Consider the following 19,932-nt stretch of genomic DNA (forward strand, 5'->3'; position numbering starts at 1 on the left):
TGGAGACAGCCAAACCCGGCTGCGTGGAATCGAAATGGGAAGGGAAAAACGGCGATTCAAGACAGTGTCAGCCAAAACCGGACAAGCAGCTGAAATGATTATCGCTTTTTGAGAGTTTCAAGGAAAAGGATGACCAGGCCCGCAATCAGGCCCCAGAACGCCGCGCCGACGCCGAACAGCGTCAGCCCCGAGGCGGTGACGACAAAAGTGACGGTGGCGGCCATGCGCTCGCCGTCTTCCTTCAAGGCGATCGACAGCGCGTTGGCGAGCGGTGCCATCAGCGCCAGCCCGGCAACCAGCACGATCAGGCTCTGCGGCAGCACGGCGAAGATCGCCACCAGCGAGGCGCCGAAAATCGCGAAGACGAGATAGGCAAGCGCGTAGAAGGGACCAGTCTTCCAGCGCTCGCCCGGATCAGGATGCACGTCGGGGCCGGTGCAGATCGCCGCTGAGATCGCCGCCAGATTGGTGGTCGAGGCCCCGAATGGCGCCGACAGCAGCGAAAGCAGGCCGGTGACGCCGATCAGCGGGCCGGGGTCTGGGTGGTAGCCCGCGGCCCTCAGCACGGCGAGGCCGGACAGGTTCTGCGAGGCCATGGTGACCAGATAAAGCGGCAGCGCCAGGCCGATGATCGCCGTGACGGTGAACTGCGGCGCAATCAGCGTCAAAGTCGAAAGCTCCGGCGTCGGCAGGCCACCGACCCGGCCGGTGAGGAAGGCGGCAGCGCCGCCGCCGATCAGCACCGCCAGCACCGAGAGCGCCGGATTGAACAGGCGGATGACGAAGAAGGCGGCGATCAGCGGCAGGATCAGCCACGGGTCGGCGGGAATGGCCTTCACCGCGTTGATGGCGAAGGTGACGACGATGCCGGCAAGCATTCCCGACGCGACCGAGGCCGGTATCCTGGCGATCAGCTTGGTCAAAGGCCTGAACAGGCCCGTGGCGATCAGCAAAATCCCGGTGACGATGAAGGCGCCGACAGCCTCGCCGATTGAAAAGCCGCTAGATGCCGCGATCAGCGCCACCCCCGGCGTCGACCATGCGGCGATGACCGGCATCCTGGTGCGCCATGACAACCACAGGCTCTCGATCGCCATGGCGAGGCAGATCGCCGTCACCCAGCTCGCGGTTTCGACCTGCGTCGCGCCGACCGCCTTGGCAGCGGCGATGACGATGGCCAGCGTGCCGCCGAAGCCGACGATCGCCGCGACGAAGGCGGATATCGGAATGGAAATACGCATGTCTCTACCCCGCCTGCCGCACCATGGCGTCGACCGCCCGCACCAGCATGTCGAGATCCTGCGGCCGCGACAGGCGGTGATCGCCGTCGGGGATCAGCGACAGCGTGACGTCGTCGGCCGGCAGCAGGCCGACCAGTTTCAGCGCATGGCTCGACGGCACGTCGGCATCGGCCAGCCCTTGCAATATGTGAACGGGGCAATGGGTGTCGATCGGCCCGGTCATTGTCAGGTTGTTGCGGCCGTCCTCGATCAGCGCTCGGGTGTAGACGTAAGGCTCGGCCGAATAGTTCGACGGCTCCTCGAAAAAACCCTTTTTGGCAAGGTCTCGCTTCTGCGCTTTGGTCAGGGCCGGCTCGACCAGCTCGGCGGTGAAATCCGGCGCCGGAGCCAGAAGCACCAGGCCGGCGATGCGGTTCTCGCCTGCCTTGTGCAATTCCTGAACCATGCGCAGCGCAATCCATGCGCCCATCGACGAGCCGACCAGGATTTGTCTGCCTTGCGTGAAATGGCGAAAGACAGCGAGGCTCTGCGAAAGCCATTTCGAGATGGTGCCGTCGGCAAAGGCGCCACCCGATTCGCCATGGCCGGAATAATCATGGCGCAGGAAAGCACGACCTTGCCCGCTCGCCCATTCCGACAGCTTCTCGGCCTTGGTGCCCAGCATGTCCGACTTGTAGCCGCCGAGCCAGACAATGCCTGGTGCAGCACCCGCAGCGCGCCTGACAGCGATGCTGGTTCCGTCGACGTCGAGAAAAATCGGTGCGGTCATGGCTAACTCCTCAGGCAGGTCTTTTGGCACGGCTGGCGGTTCAACGAAAAGCGCTCGGCAAGTTTCTTCGTTTGGTGCAGGCTGCGGTCAGGGAACAGGTGATTTCCTGTGAACGCTGTGCTATTGACTCCGGCCGCGCGCTCACCACATTGGCGCGTTCACAAATCTGAACTGAAAATCCTGAACGAAACGGCTCAAGGAGACCACGACCATTCGCAGACCTTTCAAAGCAACGGCGCCCACCAAGGAGGGCCCGCGCTCCAACCGTGACATCCGGGTCCCCCGGGTCCAGCTTATCGACGCCGAAGGCCAGAACCACGGCGATGTCTCCATCAACGACGCATTGTTGCTCGCCGAAGAGGCTGGGCTCGATCTGGTCGAGATATCGCCCAACGCGGTGCCGCCCGTCGTAAAAATCCTCGATCTCGGCAAGCTGAAATACGCCAACCAGAAGAAGGCGGCCGAGGCGCGCAAGAACCAGAAGGTCATCGAGATCAAGGAGATCAAGATGCGCCCCAACATCGACAGTCATGACTACGAGACCAAGATGAAAGCCGTCCGGCGGTTTTTCGAAGAAGGTGACAAGGTCAAGCTGACATTGCGCTTTCGCGGCCGCGAGATGGCGCATATGGAACTCGGCATGCAGCTTCTGAACAAGGTTCGCGAGGAAGTGGCGCCGATCGCCAAGGTCGAAGCCGAACCGAAGCTCGAAGGCCGCCAGATGATGATGGTGCTGGCACCCCGCTAAGAGCGATCCCGTCAAAGCAAAGGCCGCTTCGGCGGCCTTTTGTTTTTGTTTTTGTCTTCGTCATGATTTCTCCGCAAGTTGCCCATGATTTCTCCGCAAGTTGCATCGACAAGGAACCTGGTTGCCGGTCCTCGCGGCAAAAGGATTGTTCCATGGCCGCTGCGGCACGTTCTCCGATCGAAAAGTCGTTCGACGAAATGGGCCGCTATCAGCGGCGCCGGCGCCTTCTGCTGGCGCTGCTGATCGGTGTTTTTTGCGCTTTGCTGATCTTCGGCGGCTCCGCGCACGATGAGCTTGGCCACGAACGCATAGAGGGGCAGTACGGCGTCGCCCTGATACTGATCGGGATCGGCGGCCGGCTCTGGTCGATCCTCTATATCGGCGATCGCAAGTCGGCCGAAGTGGTTGCTACCGGCCCATATTCGGTGATGCGCAACCCCTTGTATTTTTTCTCTACCGTGGCGGCCGCCGGCATCGGCGCCCAGACCGGCAGCGTGATCGTCTCGGTGGCGTCGGCGGTTTTGTGCGCGGCCGCGTTCTACATCGTCACGCTGCGCGAGGAACGGCATTTGACGACCGTGCTCGGGGCGCCGTACAAGGACTACCTCGCCCGGGTGCCGCGGTTTTTTCCCAATCCCCGGCTTTTTCGCGATCAGGCTAAGGTCACCTTCACACCGCGCGTCTTCAATCACACGCTGCGCGACGGCTTGATGTTCCTGGCTGCCATACCGTTTTTCGAACTCATCGAGTCCGGACAGGAAAGCGGTGTAATTCCCGTCCTCTTCTGGCTGTATTGAGCTGCGGATGCCGGCAAAAGAGGCGACATGCATTAAATACGCCTGAATTATCCTGCAAAGGCGTCCCGGCGATCGGCGGGGCGCCTGTTTTCTTAGCCAGACGCTGCGATCGCCGGCAAAGTTCCTCGACGATCGGATTCCCGACATGCTCAATGAAGTTAAATCGGCGCAGGCCGAACAAGTGCAGGCCAGGCGTGCGCTGGGCAGCTACCAGCACGCGCGCAGGATGGTGCTTGCCGTGCTCGTGCTCGTCATGTTCGTGGCGCTGCTGTTCGGCCAATCTGCCTTTCCTCCCGAAAGCGTGCCGCACGAAACGATCGAAATGGTCGGCATCCTGCTGATCTTTCTCGGCATTGTCGGGCGTTTGTGGTCGACGCTCTATATCGGCGGACGCAAATCCTCCGAGGTGGTCACCGGCGGACCCTATTCGATTACCCGCAATCCGCTCTATGTCTTCTCCTCGGTGGCTGCCGCCGGCGTCGGCGCGCAGATGGGCTCGATCACCGCGACGGTAGGCTTCGCGGTGATTTGCGCCGCCGCCTTTCATGTCGTCATCCTGCGCGAAGAGAAGTTCCTGAAGGAAGCCCTCGGCACTCCATTCCAGGCCTATGTGGCGCGGGTGCCGCGCTTCTTCCCGAAGCTTTCGCTGTATCAGGAAGGCGACACCGGCAGCTTCAAGCCGCGCCTGCTGCGCACGACGCTGCTGGACGGATTGGTGTTCCTCGTTGCCTTGCCGTTTTTCGAGTTGATCGACGGCGCCCAACAGTCGGGCATACTGCCGGTGCTGTTCCGTTTCCCATGAGCGCTGGTGTTGCTGAGCACTGGGTGTTGCGCGCCGGCCCGCTTTGACGTATAGGACCGCCGTTCCCAAAAACCGCCCGGCAGGGCATGCCGTGGCGGTTTCATTTGCTTTTCGGGCTTTGGTCGGCCTGAAGCGAACAAAAAGCGCGATGATGCGCATATAAACGGAGTAGCAAAATGCCCAAGATGAAGACCAAGTCAGCCGCCAAGAAGCGGTTCAAGATCACAGGTACGGGTAAAGTCCTGTCGGCTGCGGCCGGCAAGCGTCACGGCATGATCAAGCGTTCCAACAAGTTCATTCGAAATGCCCGCGGCACGATGGTTCTGGCTGAACCGGATGGCAAGAAGGTCATCAAGAATTTTCTGCCGAACGGCCTCTAAGGCATTCGGTCTGGACAGCGTTTTAAGGAGATCATGACATGGCACGCGTAAAAAGAGGCGTCACCTCGCACGCCAAGCACAAGAAGGTCCTGAAAGCCGCCAAGGGTTTCTACGGCCGTCGCAAGAACACCATCCGCATCGCCAAGCAAGCGGTGGAAAAGTCGCTGCAGTATGCCTACCGCGACCGCAAGAACCGCAAGCGTTCGTTCCGCGCTCTGTGGATCCAGCGCATCAATGCCGCGACCCACGAGCATGGCCTGACCTATGGCCGTTTCATCGACGGCCTCAACAAGGCCGGCATCGAGATCGACCGCAAGATCCTGTCGGATATGGCCATCCACGAGCCGCAGGCATTTGCCGCACTTGTGGCTAAGGCGAAGGTCGCGCTCGAATACCTCAAGAACACCACGCCGAACGCTTTTGAAAGCGCTGTCGCCTAAGCCAGCGCTTCCCAAGCATTCGCAATTCTGATTTTGGGGAACCCGCGCTGGCACGGCTGGCGCGGGTTTTCTTTGCTTCCAATCGAGTCTGAAACATGAGTGATATGGAAACTCTCGAAAATTCCCTGATGACCGACATTGCGTCGGCCGCCGACGAACAGGCGATCGAAGCCGTGCGTGTTTCAGCGCTCGGCAAGAAGGGCTCGGTCTCAGAAATGCTGAAGACGCTCGGCTCGATGAGCGCAGAAGAGCGCCAGATAAAAGGCCCGGCTATCAACGGCCTCAAGAACCGCGTCACCGAGGCGCTTACAGCGCGCCGCGCCGAGCTGAAGGACGTGGCGATCGCAGCCAGGCTCGCGGCGGAAAAGGTCGATGTGACGCTACCGGTGCGGCAATCGCCGGCCGAGCGCGGTCGTATCCATCCGATCAGCCAGGTCAGCGACGAGATCGCCGCGATCTTCGGCGATCTCGGCTTTGCCATCGCAGAAGGTCCCGATATCGAGACCGATTATTACAATTTCACCGCGCTGAATTTCCCGGAAGGCCATCCGGCGCGCGAGATGCACGACACCTTCTTCTTCCAGTCGGACGAGAAGGGCGAGCGCAAGCTGTTGCGCACCCACACCTCGCCGGTGCAGATCCGCACCATGGAGGCGCAGAAGCCGCCGATCCGCATCGTCATTCCCGGAAAAACCTACCGGCAGGATTCCGATGCCACACACTCGCCGATGTTCCATCAGGTCGAGGGTCTGGTGATCGACAAGACAGCCAATGTCGCCAACATGAAATGGGTGCTGGAGGAGTTCTGTAAGGCCTTCTTCGAGGTGCCACAGGTCAAGATGCGCTTCCGGCCGTCCTTCTTCCCGTTCACCGAACCCAGCATGGAGGTCGACATCCAGTGCGACCGTTCGCGGCCGGGCGAGGTGCGCTTCGGTGAAGGCTCCGACTGGATGGAGATCCTCGGTTGCGGCATGGTTCACCCCAATGTGCTGAGATATGGCGGGCTCGATCCCGACGAGTATCAGGGCTTTGCCTGGGGCATGGGCATCGACCGCATCGCCATGCTGAAATACGGCATGCCGGACCTGCGCGCCTTCTTCGACGCCGATGTGCGCTGGCTGTCGCATTACGGCTTCCGGCCGCTCGACATGCCGACGCTATTCGCAGGCTTGAGCGCATGACAGCGGCCCACACCGGCGGCTGCCGCTGCGGCGCCGTGCGGTTCGAGGCTTCGGCCGAACCGCACCATGTCAGCTATTGCCATTGCGGCGATTGCCGGCGGGCCAGTGGCGCGCCGGTGTCGGCCTTCGTCGGGTTCCTGACTGAGCAGGTCGCCTTTACGGGCAAGGCGCTGAAGATGTTCGAGAACGGGTCGGTGACGCGCTCCTTTTGCGGTGTCTGCGGCTCGCCGATCGCCTATGTCGACGAGCGGCTGGCCGACCACATCTATTTTATGCTCGGCGCCATGGACATGCCGGCCTATTTCAAGCCGATGCACCACGCCCATGTACGCGAGCAGCTTCCCTTCGTGCACATGCCGGACGACTTGCCGCGCCATCTGAAGACCAGCGTGCCCAGGCCTGACGGGCAAAGACCAGACGGAACACAGTCATGAAATTCACTCTCTCCTGGCTCAAGGACCACCTCGAGACCGACGCCTCGCTGGCCGAAATCGTCGAGCGGCTGACCTCGATCGGCCTCGAAGTCGAGCATGTCGACGACAAGGCGAGCCTGAAACCCTTCGTCATCGCCAAGGTGCTGACGGCGGTGCAGCATCCCGACGCCGACCGGCTGCGCGTGCTGACCGTCGACACCGGCGACGGCAGGCCGCCGGTGCAGGTTGTCTGTGGAGCGCCGAACGCCCGCGCGGGCCTGATCGGCGCCTTTGCAGCGCCTGGCACCTATGTTCCCGGCATCGACGTGACGCTGACGGTCGGCAAGATCCGCGGCGTCGAAAGCCACGGCATGATGTGCTCCGAGCGCGAGCTCGAGCTTTCTGACGAGCATGGCGGCATCATCGACCTGCCCGAAGATGCGCCGGTCGGCACCAGCTTCGCCGCCTATGCCCATCTCGACGATCCGCTGATCGAGATCAATTTGACGCCGAACCGGCCGGATGCGACCAGCGTCTATGGCATCGCCCGCGATCTGGCGGCGAGCGGGCTCGGCCAACTTAAGAGCGCGCCGGTCGAGGCGATCCCCGGCAAGGGCGAGACGCCGGTCAAGGTGACGATCGAAGCGCCGGAGCTGTGCCCCGGTTTTGCGCTGCGCCTGGTGCGCGGCGTGAAGAACGGCCCGTCCCCGAAATGGCTGCAGCAAAGGCTGATCGCCATTGGTCTGCGGCCGATCAGCGCGCTGGTCGACATCACCAATTATGTCACCTTCGACCGCGGCCGGCCCTTGCATGTGTTCGACGCGAACAAGGTCGCCGGCAACCTGGTCGTGCGCCGAGCGCGCGACGGCGAAAAGGTGCTGGCGCTCGACGGCCGCGAATACACGCTGACGCCTGATATGTGCGTGATAGCAGACCAGGACGGCGTCGAGTCGATCGCCGGCATAATGGGCGGCGAGCATTCCGGCTGCGACGAGAACACCACTGACGTGCTGATCGAATCGGCACTTTGGGACCCGATCACCACCGCCCGCACCGGCAGGACGCTCGGCATCATCAGCGACGCGCGCTACCGCTTCGAGCGCGGCGTCGACCCTGAATTCATGGTGCCCGGCGTGGAGCTGGCGACCAGACTGGTGCTGGATTTCTTGGGCGGCACGCCGACCGAAACCGAAGTCGTCGGCTATGCCGGCCATGTCGAGAAGATCGTTTCCTTCCCGCTGTCGGAAGTGAAGCGGCTGACCGGCATCGAGGTGCCGAGGGACGAGAGCCTCGGCATCCTGAACCGCCTCGGCTTCAAGCCGGAAGGCGCGGGCGATGTCGTCAATGTGGCGGTCCCGTCCTGGCGGCCGGATGTCGACGGCAAGGCCGACCTGGTCGAAGAGGTCATGCGCATCCATGGCGTCGACAATATCGCGCCGCAGCCGCTCGGCGCCCATGATGCCGTCAACGCCAAGATCCTGACCGTGCTGCAGATCCGCACCCGGGCGGCCAAGCGGGCGCTGGCGGTGCGCGGCATGATGGAGGCCGTCACCTGGTCGTTCATTCCGGCAAAACATGCCGAACTGTTCGGTGGCGGCCAGACCGCGCTGAAGCTCGCCAATCCGATCGCCGCCGACATGTCGGACATGCGGCCGTCGCTGCTGCCGGGCCTGATCGCCGCCGCCCAGCGCAATGCCGACAAGGGCATCGGCGATGTCGCGCTGTTCGAAGTGTCGGGCACCTATGAAGGGGACGGCGCCGACCAGCAGCGACGCGTCGCTGCCGGTGTGCGGCGCGGCACGGCCAAGCTCGACGGCTCCGGCCGCAATTGGGCCGGCAATTCGGGTCCGGTCGGTGTGTTCGACGCCAAGGCCGACGCGATCGCCGCGCTCGAAGCCTGCGGCGCGCCGGTCGAGCGGCTGCAGATCGAGGCCGGCGGGCCGGCCTGGTATCATCCCGGCCGTTCCGGCACGATCAGGCTCGGGCCTAAAGTCATTTTGGGGACATTCGGCGAATTCCATCCGAAGACGCTGGAGGGGCTGGATGTCTCCGGCCCGCTTTGCGGCTTCGAGGTTTTCGTCGACGCCGTGCCCGAGCCGAAGGCTAAGCCGACGCGGACAAAGCCGAAGCTGGAACTGTCCGCCTTCCAGGCGGTCAAGCGCGATTTCGCCTTTGTCGTCGACAAAGCGGTCCAAGCCGCCACGCTGACCCGCGCCGCCCTTGCCGCCGACAAGAAGCTGATCACCAATGTCTCGGTCTTCGACGTGTTCGAAGGGGCGTCGCTGGGTGCTGCCAAGAAATCGATCGCCATCGAGGTGTCGATCCAGCCGGTGGAGAAGACGCTGACCGACGAGGATTTCGAGGCGCTGGCCAAGCGCATCGTCGAGAATGTGCACAAGCAGACCGGTGGCGTGCTCAGAGCGTGACGGCTTGCGGGAACCTGGCGATCACTGTTGTGCCGTGATGAGCCTAGTATTCTCCGCAGACATTGGCGGGACAGCGCCCCCCTCTGTCCTGCCGGACATCTCCCCCACAAGGGGGGAGATCGGATCTCCTCCGCTTTCGCCGACTACCAACGCAGGAAGCTGAGCGGGACGGCGAAGCTGCCAATCTCCCCCCAAGTGGGGGAGATGTCCGGCAGGACAGAGGGGGGCGCTGTCCCGCCAACGTCTCGCAATCTTCTGCACCGCCGTATTCGAAAAAAGGGACGCCGCAGCGCCCCTCTCGGTTGTCTCTGACGTCGATGTTTATCCGTTGACCAGCGCCAGCGCCGCTTCGGTGTAGCGCTTGCCGACGACCTTTTCTGGCGACAGGGCGTCGCCGATGGAAGCCACCTCGGTGTCGCTCAGCGCGATCTGTGCCGCTGCCGCGTTCTGCTCCAGATGGCGGATTTTTCGCGCGCCGGGGATCGGCACGATGAAATCGCCCTGATGCAGCACCCAGGCGAGCGCCAGTTGCGCCGGCGTGACGCCCTTCTCGGTTGCCATCCTCTCCAGCGTGGCGATAACGGCCGCATTGGCGGCCATGGCGTCGGCCTGGAAGCGCGGCAGGGTGAGGCGCCAGTCGTCGGCGCCGAGGGCTTCGGGCTTGGCGATCGTGCCGGTCAGCAGGCCGCGGCCGAGCGGGCTGTATGGGACAAAGCCGATGCCGAGCTCGCGGCAGACGGCAAACACCTCTTCTTCTGGATCGCGGCTCCACAGCGAGTATTCGCTCTGCACGGCTGATATCGGATGCACGGCATGCGCCCGGCGAATGGTCGCCGCACTAGCCTCCGACAGGCCGAGCGCGCGCACCTTGCCCTCGCGCACCAGCTCGGCCATGGCGCCGACCGTATCCTCGATCGGCACGTTGGGATCGACACGATGCTGGTAGTAGAGATCGATCACCTCGACGCCCAGCCGCTGGAGCGAGGCTTCGGCGACCGCCTTGACGTGTTCGGGACGGCTGTCGACGCCAGCCATGCGCTCGACGCCGTTGCCTTCCTCAAGAATCTTAAAGCCGAATTTTGTCGCGATCGTCACCTGATCGCGCACCGGCTTCAACGCTTTGCCGAGCAGGGTCTCGTTCTCGTAGGGGCCATAGACTTCGGCCGTGTCGAAGAAATTGACGCCGATCTCGACGGCGCGGCGCAGCGTGGCGATCGCGTCGGCCTCAGGCTGACCGCCATAGACGAAGCTCATCCCCATGCAGCCGAGGCCGACCGGATAGACGTCAAGTTCATTTCCAAGCTTGCGGGTTTGCATCACGCGTCTCCTTGTTGTGATGCGACGGAAATAGCGTCTTGCATCGCGTTCGATAATCGGCTCTCATTCGCACGGGTTGTTCTAAAGAATAGATCAATGAACCGAACCTATCTTTCCCAACTCGCCGTGTTGGCAACCGTCGCCCAATGCGGCAGCTTTCGCGGTGCGGCCAGGGAGCTCGCCGTCGCGCCTTCGGCGGTCAGCCACGCGATCTCCAGTCTGGAAGCGCGGCTCGGCGTTCGCCTGCTGGCGCGCAGCACGCGCAGCGTCGCCCCGACGGAGGAGGGCGCGCAATTGCTGGAGCGTCTGCGCCCTGCGCTGTCGGAGATCGACCTTGCACTGGAATCGGCGGTCGAGGCGCGCGACCGGCCGGCCGGCAATCTCAGGCTCACCGTGCCGCGCACCGCGGCCCATCTGGCGCTGACGCCACGGCTCGGCGCCTTTGCCGCGGCCTATCCGGACATCGTGCTGGAGATCGTCATCGAGGATCGCTTCACCGACGTCGTCGAAGGCGGCTTCGACGCTGGTGTCCGGCTCGGCGAAAGCCTGCAGCGCGACATGATCGCCGTGCGCATCGGCCCCGACATTCGCGGCGCCGTGGTTGGCGCGCCGTCCTATTTCCGAACCATGCCAGAGCCACGGCATCCCAATGATCTCGCCGGCCACCGCTGCCTCCGGTTTCGTTATTCCAGCGGCATCCTCTACCGCTGGGAATTCGAGAAGGGCGGCGAGGAAATCGAGCTCGCCGTGCAAGGGCCACTGATCCTCGACGAGGATCATCTGATCGCCAATGCGGCGGTCGATGGCGCCGGGCTTGCCTTTCTGTTCGAGGACTATGTGCGCGAGGCGATTGCCGATGGCAGGCTCATTCGCGTGCTGGAGGATTGGTGCCAACCCTTCGACGGTTTCTTCGTCTACTACCCGAGCCGCCGCCAGATGCGGCCGGCACTCAGGGCGTTTGTCGATTTCTTCAAGATGAGCGGATAAGAGCTGCCCAGGCAGGCATGTGGAAGTACCCCCACCCTAACCCCTCCCCACAAGGGGGAGGGGGACTCTCGTAGGCGCTGACCACGGCAAATAGCGGATGTCTCGGCACCAGCGATAAATAGAAGGCGCGCGGCAGCGTCCCTCTCCCCCTTGTGGGGAGGGGTTAGGGGTGGGGGTAAGCGGCGGGAAGAAAGCCGGTCCGGCAATCGTTCACCGACCATGCCGGCATTGATCACAAACGACACCACCCGCTATGGCTGGGCGGCGATCGTCCTCCATTGGCTGATCGCCGCGATCTTCATCGGCCAGTTCGTGCTCGGCTTCGTCATGATGCGGGTGTCCAGCCAGCGCACCGCCTTCGAGCTGATCCAGCTGCACAAATCTTTCGGTTTCTTGCTGCTCGGCTTGGTGATCCTGCGCATTGCCTGGCGGCTCGGCAATGCGGCGCCGGCGCTGCCACGCTCAGTCGGACGCTTCGAGCGCCGGGCGGCGGCGCTCGTTCATTTCGCGCTCTACGCGTTTCAGCTTGCGCTGCCTCTGTCCGGCTGGGCGCTGGTATCAGTGTCGATGCTGGAGATACCGAGCGTGCCGTTCAACCTGTTCGTCATGCCGGACCTGCCACTCGTGGAATCGGACACGGCGGAAAGCTTCTGGATCTCAACGCATTGGTATCTCGCTTATGCTGGCATCGGACTTGTCGCCCTGCATATCGCCGCGGCGCTGCGCCATCATTTCTGGCTGAAGGACGCGGTGCTGACGCGCATGGTCCGGCCTTCGTCAAATCACGAGGCGGAATAGAGCTAGCGGTTCATTCGTTCACGGGGTGAGGCGCGGAGAACGCGTTGCCTGCAAGAAAAGGATCAAATCCATGTATGCGCGCATCCTCGGATTTGCGGCGGTCGCCACTTGTCTTGCCATGCCTGTTTTCGCGGCGGTCACCCTTGGTGATGCCGCCGGCAGCTACACGATCAGCCCGGCCGGTTCGAGCATTCGCTTCTCGATCGGCAAGCTCGGTGGCGGCGGATTCGACGGCGCCTTTGCCCGTTTCAAGGGCAGCATCCGCATCGACAACAGCGATGTCGGGCGCTCGCGTGTCAATATCACCATCTTTCCCGAAAGCGTCGGCACCGGCCAGAGCCGCATCGACGCCTTCCTTCGCTCCGACGCGGTGTTCGACGCCGCCAACAACCCGGAAATCCAGTTCCGCTCGACCAGCGTGAAACGCACCGGCGAGACGTCAGCCCTTGTCACCGGCCGGCTGACGGCGCGCGGCAAGACTTTTCCGGAAAAGTTCACTGCCGAGCTTAGCGGCCTCAAGGCGGGCACGATAAAATTCCATGTCACCGGCAAGGTGCTGCGGTCGCGCTACGGCATGGACGTCGGCACGCCGATCTATTCGAACGTCGTCCACTTCGACATGACACTGACCGGCAAGCGGAGCTAGCTTCACTTTCGCGATTGGCAGAGACACCTCTCACTTCGTCATCCTGGGGCGGAGCAAGGAGCGAAGCGACGCGGCGCAGACCCCAGGATCCATGCCGGGACATCAAAGCGTTGCAACGGTTCAGAATTCTGTTTCGTCGCATTCCTCGGCGATGTCGCGGCATGGATCCTCGGGTCAAGCCCGAGGATGACGAAAGTGCGGATCGACGAGCCAGTGTCTGATTGGCTTTTCTCCTGAATTAGGGCAAACCTCCAGTCCTGCAATCGAGAGGGAGAAGCCTGATGTTCCGATGGGGTGTTTTGTCGACGGCCAAGATCGGCCGTGAGCATCTTTTGCCCGCAATGGTCGAGGCGGAGAACGGCGTGCTGTCGGCGATCGCCAGCCGCGACCTGTCGAAAGCCCGTGCCCTGGCCGACCGTTTCGGCGCGCCCCATGCCTTCGGCTCCTATGACGAGCTGCTCGCATCCAAGGACATCGACGGCGTCTACATCCCGCTGCCTACCGCGCAGCATGTCGAATGGACTGCGAAGGCCATTCAAGCCGGCAAGCATGTTCTGGTCGAAAAGCCGCTGGCGCTCGATGCCAGGGACATTCCGCCGCTGATCAAGCTGCGCGATGCCAAAAACGTGCTGGTCTGCGAAGCCTTCATGGTCGTCTACCACCCGCAATGGATCAAGGTGCGCGAACTGATCGCCAATGGCGCCATCGGCCGGCTGCGCCATGTCCAGGGCGCGTTCTCCTACTACAATGTCGATCCCAAGAACATGCGCAACCAGCTCGACCTCGGCGGCGGCGCGCTGCCCGACATCGGCGTCTACCCGACGGTGTCGACGCGCTTTTCGACGGGCAAGGAGCCGCTGCGCGTCCAGGCGACGATCGAGCGCGACAAGACGTTCGGCACCGACATCTACTCCTCGATCCGCGCCGATTTCGGCGACTTCGAACTGTCGTTCTATCTGTCGACGCAGATGGCGGCGCGGCAGGTGATGGTGTTCCACGGCGAGAAGGGCTTCATCGAGGTGCTTTCGCCGTTCAACGCCGGTATCTACGATCATCATCGCATCGAGCTGCACAACCAGAAACACAGCGAGGCGCAAGTGTTCCGCTTCCCCGGCATGCAGCAGTACCGGCTGGAGGTCGAGGCCTTCGCGCGGGCAGCACAGGGCGGCACGGAGCGCGTCTTCACGCTGGAAGAGTCCGTGCTCAACCAGAAGGTCATCGACGCCATCTTCCGCGCCGGCGAGAAGGAAGGCTGGGAGACGGTCTGACAATTTCGTCAAGCCGGGGAGGAGAAAATGGCTGACGATGCCGATGTGATCATTGTCGGCGCCGGCCTTGCCGGCCTCGTCGCCGCGGCGGAACTGGTCGAGGCTGGCAAGAAGATCATCGTCGTCGACCAGGAACCGGAACAGTCGCTCGGCGGCCAGGCGTTCTGGTCACTTGGCGGCATCTTCCTCGTCGGTTCGCCCGAACAGCGGCGCATGCGCATCCGCGATTCGCATGACCTGGCGCTGGAGGACTGGCTGGGCACTGCCGCCTTCGATCGCGCGGAAGATGCCTGGCCGCGCAAATGGGCCGAGGCCTATGTCGGCTTTGCCGTCGGCGAGAAGCGCTCGTGGCTGATGCAGCGCGGCATAAAATTCTTTCCCGTGGTCGGCTGGGCCGAGCGCGGCGGCGGCAACGCCGTCGGCCCCGGCAATTCGGTGCCGCGCTTCCACGTCACCTGGGGCACCGGGCCCGGCGTGCTCGCCCCGTTCGTTCAGCGTGTGCGCGAGGCCGAGAAAAGCGGACTGGTCCGCTTCAGATTCCGCCACCGGGTCAACGAACTGACACGGACGGGCGGCGTCGTCGACGGCGTGCGCGGCGACATGTTGGCGCCGAGCGATGTCGATCGCGGCCGCAAGAGTTCGCGCGAAATCGCTGGCGATTTCGAGTTCAAGGCGCAAGCGGTCATCGTCGCTTCCGGCGGCATCGGCGGCAATCCCGAGCTTGTCCGGAAAAACTGGCCGCAGCGGCTGGGCACGCCGCCCAGGCGCATGATCAGCGGTGTTCCTGACCATGTCGACGGCCGCATGCTGGCGATCACCGAGGCGGCCGGCGGCAGCATCATCAACCGCGACCGCATGTGGCACTATGTCGAGGGCATCAAGAACTGGGCGCCGCTCTGGACCGACCATGCCATCCGCATCCTGCCCGGCCCGTCACCGCTGTGGCTCGACGCCCGCGGCAAGCGCCTGCCGGTGCCGCTCTATCCCGGCTTCGACACGCTGGGCACGCTCAGCCACATCATGGGCACCGGCTTCGACTATTCCTGGTTCATCCTGACCCAAAAAATCATTCAGAAGGAGTTCGCGCTGTCGGGCTCCGAACAGAACCCCGATCTCACTGGAAAGAGCTGGCGCCAGGTGCTCGGCCGCGCAACATCAGGCGTTCCCGGTCCGGTGAAGGCATTCATGGAGAAGGGCGAGGATTTCATCGTCGAGCCTGATTTGCCGGCGCTGGTCGCCCGCATGAACGCGCTTGTCGGTGGCGAGCCGCTGCTTGAGCTTCGCCAGGTCGAGCGCGAAATCCGCGCCCGTGACCGGCAGCTCGACAATCCGTTCTCCAAGGACATGCAGATCACCGCCCTGCGCGGCGCTCGCGCCTATCTCGGCGACCGGCTGATCCGCACGGCCAGGCCGCACAAGATGCTAGATCCTGCCAATGGCCCGCTGATCGCGGTCAGGCTCAACATATTGACCCGCAAGACGCTGGGCGGCTTGCAGACCGATCTCGGCAGCCGAGTGCTGGATGCCGAGGGCCAGCCGATCGAAGGGCTCTATGCCGTCGGCGAAGCCGCCGGTTTCGGCGGCGGCGGCATGCATGGCTATGCAGCGCTGGAAGGCACGTTTCTCGGTGGCTGCATTTTTTCCGGCCGCAGCGCCGGCCGCGCCGCGTCACGCGGGGTGGGGTAGAGCCCTCACCAGATCCATTCGCCGCGTCCCAGAACCGACACAGCGTCGACGATGCGGGTGAAGCTCGAACGGGCGTGGCCGACCGTATGCCTGGCTCTGAGATAGCCATGCACCAGCCCCGGCTCCTCCAACCAGTAGGCGTGGCCGTCCGCCGCAACGATGCGGTCGCGATAGGCCTCTCCGTCTGACGACAGCGGATCGCATTGCGCGGTGATCAGCACGGTCGGCGGCAGATTGGCAAAATCGGCATCGGCCAGCGGCGACAGAGTGAGATCGCCGGTGCGGTCCTCGCCGCCAGTCCTGATATTCGTGTAGAAATCGAGGTCGCGCACCGTCAGCAACGGCGCTTCGGCATGGGCCACGTAGGACCCTTGCGAGCGGTCGCCGCCAAGACCGGGATAGATCAGCACCTGGCCGATCGGCCTTCGCGCATGGCCGCGTGTCGCGTGGCTGACGGAGGCGCAGAGATTGCCGCCGGCGCTGTCGCCGCAAAGCAGGATCGCGCGCTTATAAGTTGTCGCCGCCCATTCGAAGGCGCTGATGGCATCGTCGAAGGCAGCCGGATGAAGATGTTCCGGCGCTAGCCGATAGTCGACCGAAACCACTTCATAGCCGGTGCGGCTGCAAAGCTCGGCACAGACGTCGTCATGGCTGTCGAGCCCGCCGAGGATAAAACCGCCGCCATGGAAATAGAGCACCATCGCCGCCGCTTCCGGCGCCGGCGTCAGGTAGATGCGGATCGGGATGGGATGCGAGGGCGTGGCAATGGCGGTGGTCTCCGCCGTGACATTGTCTGGGTAGCCGGCAAAGAACTCGCGGCACATGCGGTCGTAGATTTCACGTTGCTGATCGATCGTGTAGTCGATCGTGTCAGGCGGATAGTAGGAATTGGTCCGCTCGATGAAGGCCCAGGTCTCGGCGTCGATCAGCTTATTGTAGTCGGTCATGAGAGGAGACCAACCTGCGACGACGGCGCCCAGGCACCCCCCTCTGCCCTGCCGGGCATCTCCCCCTCAAGGGGGGAGATTGGCAGCTTCGGGCTCGGCGCTTTCCCTGCGACATAGAAGATTGACGAAAGCCTTCGCGACATCCGATCTCCCCCCTTGAGGGGGAGATGCCCGGAAGGGCAGAGGGGGGTGCCTCGCGCCATCATCTCCGACGTTATCGTCCCTTCCACACAGGCTGGCGCTTCTCCGCAAAGGCACGAAAACCTTCCATGTTGTCCTCCGAACCGTAGAGGACATCGACGGTCGGCAGCTGCCTGCGCGTCACCCGGTTCATCGCGTCCTGGAAGGTGAGCGATTCGGCGACCCGGGCCGTCTCCTTGATCGCGGCGAAGACCAGCGGCGGACCGCCGGCCAGCAGCCGTGCGACCTCCCAGACGCGGTCCTCGAGCCTGTCCTTAGGCAGCACCTCATTGACCAGGCCCCAGCGATGCGCCTCTACGACATCCATCCAGCGGCCGGTGAGCAAAAGATCCATGGCGACATGATAGGGGATACGCTTCGGCAGCTTGATCGTCGCCGCATCGGCAAGCGTGCCGGCGCGGATTTCGGGCAGCGCGAAGGAGGAATGATCGGAGGCGTAGATGAGGTCGCAGGACAGCGCCAGCTCGAAGCCGCCGCCGACCGCCATGCCGTTGACGCAGGCGATGACCGGCTTGTTGAGGTCGCGCAGTTCCTGCAGCCCGCCGAACCCGCCGACGCCATAGTCGCCGTCGACCGCATCGCCGCCGGCCGCAGCCTTCAGGTCCCAGCCGGCGCAGAAGAACTTGTCGCCGGCAGTCCTGACGATGGCGACCCGCAGATCCGGATCGTCGCGGAACGCCTTGAACGTCTCTCCCATCAGCCGCGAGGTCTTCAGATCGATGGCATTGGCCTTGGGCCGGTCGAGCGTGACTTCTAGGATCGTGCCCTCGCGGCGCGTTGAAATGACGTCAGACATTCTTTTTCTCTCCAAGCACCAGCAGCGCGTCGGCGATCCAGGCGCCTTTGCCTTGCGCGCAGACAATCAGCGGATTGATGTCGAGTTCCTCGATCTCGCCGGCATTTTCCTGCACGAAGGCGGCGATGCCTGATATTGCATCGATGGCCGCCGCGACATCGGCCTTCGGCCGACCGCGATAGCCTTCGAGCAGCGGGAACAATTTGAGCCCGCGCAGGGCCGCCTCGATGTCGTCGCGTGTCGCCGGCAGCATCAGCGTGACGCTGTCGCGCAACAGCTCGACCAGCACGCCACCGGTGCCGAGCGTCATCACCGCGCCGAACATCGGGTCGCGGGTGAAGCCGACGAGCAGCTCGGCGACGCCGTCGCGCACCATGCGCTCGACATAGAGGCCGGTGCCGAGCGGCTCGAGATCATGGGCGGCGGTGCTGACGGATTCGGCATCCCTGAGGTTGAGCCGCACCGCGCCAAGCTCGGATTTGTGGGTGACGCCCAATGCCTTCAGCGCTACCGGAAAGCCGAGCGCCATCGACGAGATCACCGCCTCGACGGCGTTGCCGGCGCGTTCGCCCCTGGGCACGGGAAGCCCGGCCTCGATCAGCCGTGCTTTCGCCTCGGCCTCATCAGGTGTGACATGGTCGCCACTCGGTGCACCGGAAGCGGAGGTGTCGATCGGCTGCGCCTGCGGCTCGCGCCAGGCCCAGCCGATAAAGGCTGCCGCCTGGGCGGCGTCCATGGCCTCGGAAATGCCGAACAACGGCACCATGCCGCGCGCCATCAGTCCGGCGGTGTATTCCTCGGGCAGGTTCTCCGGCAGCGACGAGACGATCGCGCCCCGCGCCTTGTTGGTCTTCAGCGCCGATTCGAAGGCACGTAGCGTCGCCCACCAGTCGGTGTCCGAGCAACGGTCGGGACGCGGGAAGTCGAGCACCAGCATGTTGAGGTCGAAGCCGCCCGACACCATGGCGGTGAAGGTGGCGGTCATCGCCGGCTCGTTGTTCCAGATGAAGGTGTGGTAGTCGAGCGGGTTAGCCACTGCAACCAGCGGCCCGAGCGTCGATTTGACGTGCGCACGGTGCTCGGCGGTCAGCGCCGGGAAGTTCACCCAGCGGCCTTCGGCGCTGTCGGCCATGACCGATGCCTCGCCGCCCGAACAGCTCATCGACGACAGCCGGTAGCCGGGCAGGGGGCCGGTGACGTGCAAGAGCTTGAGTGCCTCGATGAAGGCAGGGATGGAATCAACGCGGGCGATGCCGAGTCGCCTCAGGAAGGCGCCGGAAGCTGCATCGGAGCCGGCCAACGATGCGGTATGCGTGACCGTCGCTTGCCGCGCCTGCTCGGAGCGGCCGATCTTCATGGCGATGATCGGTTTTCTCAACTCACGCGCCCGCGCGGCTAGCCTTTCGAAGCCGGCTACCGAATCGAAGGCCTCGATGTGCAGGCCGAGCGAAGTGACGCGGTCGTCCTCGATTAGGCCAAGCGCCATTTCGGAGAGGCCGGTCTGCGCCTGGTTGCCGGCGGTCATAAGAAAGGCGATCGGCAGGCCGCGCTTCTGCATCGTCATGTTGATGGCGATGTTCGACGATTGGGTGATGATGGCGACGCCGCGGCCGCCCTCGGCCAGCCTGATGCCGCCGTGCTGGTCGGGCCATAGAAGCGCGCCATCGGCATAGTTGATCAGGCCATAGCAGTTCGGCCCGATGATCGGCATCCGGCCCGCCGCTGCGACCAGTTCGGCCTGCAGCCGTTCGCCGTCCTCATCATAGGCCTCGGTTTCGAGAAAGCCGGCGGCAAAGCAGACGGCGCCGCCGGCACCGCGCTCGGCCAGCGCCTTGACCACCTCGATGGTCAAATGCCGGTTGACGCCGACAAAGGCAGCGTCGGGGGCGCCGGGCAGATCGGCCACGGAACGATAGGCTTTCCGGCCGGCGACCTCCTCCTTGGTCGGGTGAACCGGCCAGATATCGCCGGCAAAACCCATCTTGATCGATTGCGCGACGACGGCAGCCGCCTGCGCGCCGCCGAAGACGGCAATGGAGCGTGGACGCAGGAGACGTTCAAGTCTGTGCATGGTCATCTTTTCGTCTGA

General features: G+C 63.7%; 19 protein-coding genes. 13 read left to right on the top strand and 6 right to left on the bottom strand.

All coding sequences use genetic code 11. From position 1 onward, the window contains the following. Positions 1–98: 98 nt before the first annotated feature. Together RPG13_RS08015 and RPG13_RS08020 are read right to left on the bottom strand one after the other, a co-directional pair. A complete protein-coding gene (locus RPG13_RS08015) occupies positions 99–1,241 on the bottom strand; it encodes a benzoate/H(+) symporter BenE family transporter (RefSeq protein ID WP_292505653.1) in 1,143 nt (380 codons plus the stop codon). 4 nt (positions 1,242–1,245) lie between these two features. Next, the gene (locus RPG13_RS08020) at positions 1,246–2,010 is read right to left on the bottom strand and encodes an alpha/beta hydrolase (RefSeq protein WP_292505651.1); all 765 of its coding nucleotides are present in this window, start codon (positions 2,008–2,010) and stop codon (positions 1,246–1,248) included. 211 nt (positions 2,011–2,221) lie between these two features. Between RPG13_RS08020 and infC the strand changes: the two genes are divergently transcribed. From infC to pheT, 8 genes are all read left to right on the top strand, one after another. After that, positions 2,222–2,758 (top strand): translation initiation factor IF-3, encoded by a 537-nt coding sequence (infC, locus tag RPG13_RS08025; protein WP_095484453.1) that lies wholly within the window; start codon positions 2,222–2,224, stop codon positions 2,756–2,758. A gap of 152 nt (positions 2,759–2,910) precedes the next feature. Further along, a complete protein-coding gene (locus RPG13_RS08030) occupies positions 2,911–3,555 on the top strand; it encodes a methyltransferase family protein (RefSeq protein WP_292648277.1) in 645 nt (214 codons plus the stop codon). A 145-nt stretch (positions 3,556–3,700) separates the two neighbouring features. Further along, positions 3,701–4,357: a methyltransferase family protein gene (locus RPG13_RS08035; RefSeq protein WP_337124802.1), complete on the top strand. Its 657-nt coding sequence runs from the start codon at positions 3,701–3,703 to the stop codon at positions 4,355–4,357. A gap of 176 nt (positions 4,358–4,533) precedes the next feature. Next, positions 4,534–4,737, top strand: coding sequence for a 50S ribosomal protein L35 (gene rpmI, locus RPG13_RS08040; protein WP_006201248.1), 204 nt, complete (start codon positions 4,534–4,536; stop codon positions 4,735–4,737). A gap of 38 nt (positions 4,738–4,775) precedes the next feature. Next, positions 4,776–5,177, top strand: coding sequence for a 50S ribosomal protein L20 (rplT, locus tag RPG13_RS08045; RefSeq protein ID WP_006201247.1), 402 nt, complete (start codon positions 4,776–4,778; stop codon positions 5,175–5,177). 95 nt (positions 5,178–5,272) lie between these two features. Continuing rightward, a complete protein-coding gene (gene pheS, locus RPG13_RS08050) occupies positions 5,273–6,358 on the top strand; it encodes a phenylalanine--tRNA ligase subunit alpha (protein ID WP_095484450.1) in 1,086 nt (361 codons plus the stop codon). Further along, entirely contained in the window at positions 6,355–6,792 is a 438-nt protein-coding gene (locus RPG13_RS08055) for a GFA family protein (protein WP_095484449.1), read from the top strand. The genes pheS and RPG13_RS08055 overlap by 4 nt, the downstream gene beginning before the upstream one ends. Next, positions 6,789–9,197, top strand: coding sequence for a phenylalanine--tRNA ligase subunit beta (pheT, locus tag RPG13_RS08060; protein ID WP_095484448.1), 2,409 nt, complete (start codon positions 6,789–6,791; stop codon positions 9,195–9,197). The genes RPG13_RS08055 and pheT overlap by 4 nt, the downstream gene beginning before the upstream one ends. A gap of 321 nt (positions 9,198–9,518) precedes the next feature. Here the strand turns inward: pheT and RPG13_RS08065 are convergent, their stop codons facing one another. After that, positions 9,519–10,514, bottom strand: a complete 996-nt coding sequence (locus tag RPG13_RS08065) for an aldo/keto reductase (RefSeq protein WP_095484446.1) — start codon at positions 10,512–10,514, stop codon at positions 9,519–9,521. Between the two features lie 96 nt (positions 10,515–10,610). Here RPG13_RS08065 and RPG13_RS08070 point away from each other — a divergent pair, with 96 nt between their 5' ends. The 5 genes from RPG13_RS08070 (at position 10,611) to RPG13_RS08090 (ending at position 15,899) form a co-directional block, all read left to right on the top strand. Next, entirely contained in the window at positions 10,611–11,501 is an 891-nt protein-coding gene (locus RPG13_RS08070; protein ID WP_337124803.1) for a LysR family transcriptional regulator, read from the top strand. Positions 11,502–11,720: 219 nt separating this feature from the next. Further along, entirely contained in the window at positions 11,721–12,299 is a 579-nt protein-coding gene (locus tag RPG13_RS08075) for a cytochrome b (protein ID WP_095484444.1), read from the top strand. 70 nt (positions 12,300–12,369) lie between these two features. Further along, on the top strand, positions 12,370–12,945 hold the full coding sequence (locus tag RPG13_RS08080; protein ID WP_095484443.1) for a YceI family protein: 576 nt from the start codon (positions 12,370–12,372) through the stop codon (positions 12,943–12,945). A 281-nt stretch (positions 12,946–13,226) separates the two neighbouring features. After that, entirely contained in the window at positions 13,227–14,213 is a 987-nt protein-coding gene (locus tag RPG13_RS08085) for a Gfo/Idh/MocA family protein (RefSeq protein WP_095484442.1), read from the top strand. Between the two features lie 27 nt (positions 14,214–14,240). Then, positions 14,241–15,899 (top strand): FAD-binding dehydrogenase, encoded by a 1,659-nt coding sequence (locus RPG13_RS08090; protein ID WP_337124804.1) that lies wholly within the window; start codon positions 14,241–14,243, stop codon positions 15,897–15,899. Between the two features lie 5 nt (positions 15,900–15,904). Here the strand turns inward: RPG13_RS08090 and RPG13_RS08095 are convergent, their stop codons facing one another. From RPG13_RS08095 to RPG13_RS08105, 3 genes are all read right to left on the bottom strand, one after another. Next, entirely contained in the window at positions 15,905–16,846 is a 942-nt protein-coding gene (locus RPG13_RS08095) for an alpha/beta hydrolase (protein ID WP_337124805.1), read from the bottom strand. 214 nt (positions 16,847–17,060) lie between these two features. Next, a complete protein-coding gene (locus RPG13_RS08100; RefSeq protein WP_337124806.1) occupies positions 17,061–17,843 on the bottom strand; it encodes a carnitinyl-CoA dehydratase in 783 nt (260 codons plus the stop codon). Next, positions 17,836–19,914: an acetate--CoA ligase family protein gene (locus RPG13_RS08105; RefSeq protein ID WP_337124807.1), complete on the bottom strand. Its 2,079-nt coding sequence runs from the start codon at positions 19,912–19,914 to the stop codon at positions 17,836–17,838. Before RPG13_RS08105 ends, RPG13_RS08100 begins: the two co-directional genes overlap by 8 nt. Positions 19,915–19,932 lie beyond the last annotated feature (18 nt).

This window comes from Mesorhizobium sp. ISC15 (assembly GCF_037162615.1).
GTDB classification, from domain to species: Bacteria; Pseudomonadota; Alphaproteobacteria; order Rhizobiales; family Rhizobiaceae; genus Mesorhizobium; species Mesorhizobium mediterraneum.

What these genes read in the sequence shown, in the direction of transcription:
- RPG13_RS08015 (WP_292505653.1), bottom strand. Translation starts at nt 1,241, where the DNA reads ATGCGTATTTCCATTCCGATATCCGCCTTCGTCGCGGCGATCGTCGGC.
- RPG13_RS08020 (WP_292505651.1), bottom strand. Translation starts at nt 2,010, where the DNA reads ATGACCGCACCGATTTTTCTCGACGTCGACGGAACCAGCATCGCTGTC.
- RPG13_RS08030 (WP_292648277.1), top strand. Translation starts at nt 2,911, where the DNA reads ATGGCCGCTGCGGCACGTTCTCCGATCGAAAAGTCGTTCGACGAAATG.
- RPG13_RS08035 (WP_337124802.1), top strand. Translation starts at nt 3,701, where the DNA reads ATGCTCAATGAAGTTAAATCGGCGCAGGCCGAACAAGTGCAGGCCAGG.
- rpmI (WP_006201248.1), top strand. Translation starts at nt 4,534, where the DNA reads ATGCCCAAGATGAAGACCAAGTCAGCCGCCAAGAAGCGGTTCAAGATC.
- rplT (WP_006201247.1), top strand. Translation starts at nt 4,776, where the DNA reads ATGGCACGCGTAAAAAGAGGCGTCACCTCGCACGCCAAGCACAAGAAG.
- pheS (WP_095484450.1), top strand. Translation starts at nt 5,273, where the DNA reads ATGAGTGATATGGAAACTCTCGAAAATTCCCTGATGACCGACATTGCG.
- RPG13_RS08055 (WP_095484449.1), top strand. Translation starts at nt 6,355, where the DNA reads ATGACAGCGGCCCACACCGGCGGCTGCCGCTGCGGCGCCGTGCGGTTC.
- pheT (WP_095484448.1), top strand. Translation starts at nt 6,789, where the DNA reads ATGAAATTCACTCTCTCCTGGCTCAAGGACCACCTCGAGACCGACGCC.
- RPG13_RS08065 (WP_095484446.1), bottom strand. Translation starts at nt 10,514, where the DNA reads ATGCAAACCCGCAAGCTTGGAAATGAACTTGACGTCTATCCGGTCGGC.
- RPG13_RS08070 (WP_337124803.1), top strand. Translation starts at nt 10,611, where the DNA reads ATGAACCGAACCTATCTTTCCCAACTCGCCGTGTTGGCAACCGTCGCC.
- RPG13_RS08075 (WP_095484444.1), top strand. Translation starts at nt 11,721, where the DNA reads ATGCCGGCATTGATCACAAACGACACCACCCGCTATGGCTGGGCGGCG.
- RPG13_RS08080 (WP_095484443.1), top strand. Translation starts at nt 12,370, where the DNA reads ATGTATGCGCGCATCCTCGGATTTGCGGCGGTCGCCACTTGTCTTGCC.
- RPG13_RS08085 (WP_095484442.1), top strand. Translation starts at nt 13,227, where the DNA reads ATGTTCCGATGGGGTGTTTTGTCGACGGCCAAGATCGGCCGTGAGCAT.
- RPG13_RS08090 (WP_337124804.1), top strand. Translation starts at nt 14,241, where the DNA reads ATGGCTGACGATGCCGATGTGATCATTGTCGGCGCCGGCCTTGCCGGC.
- RPG13_RS08095 (WP_337124805.1), bottom strand. Translation starts at nt 16,846, where the DNA reads ATGACCGACTACAATAAGCTGATCGACGCCGAGACCTGGGCCTTCATC.
- RPG13_RS08100 (WP_337124806.1), bottom strand. Translation starts at nt 17,843, where the DNA reads ATGTCTGACGTCATTTCAACGCGCCGCGAGGGCACGATCCTAGAAGTC.
- RPG13_RS08105 (WP_337124807.1), bottom strand. Translation starts at nt 19,914, where the DNA reads ATGCACAGACTTGAACGTCTCCTGCGTCCACGCTCCATTGCCGTCTTC.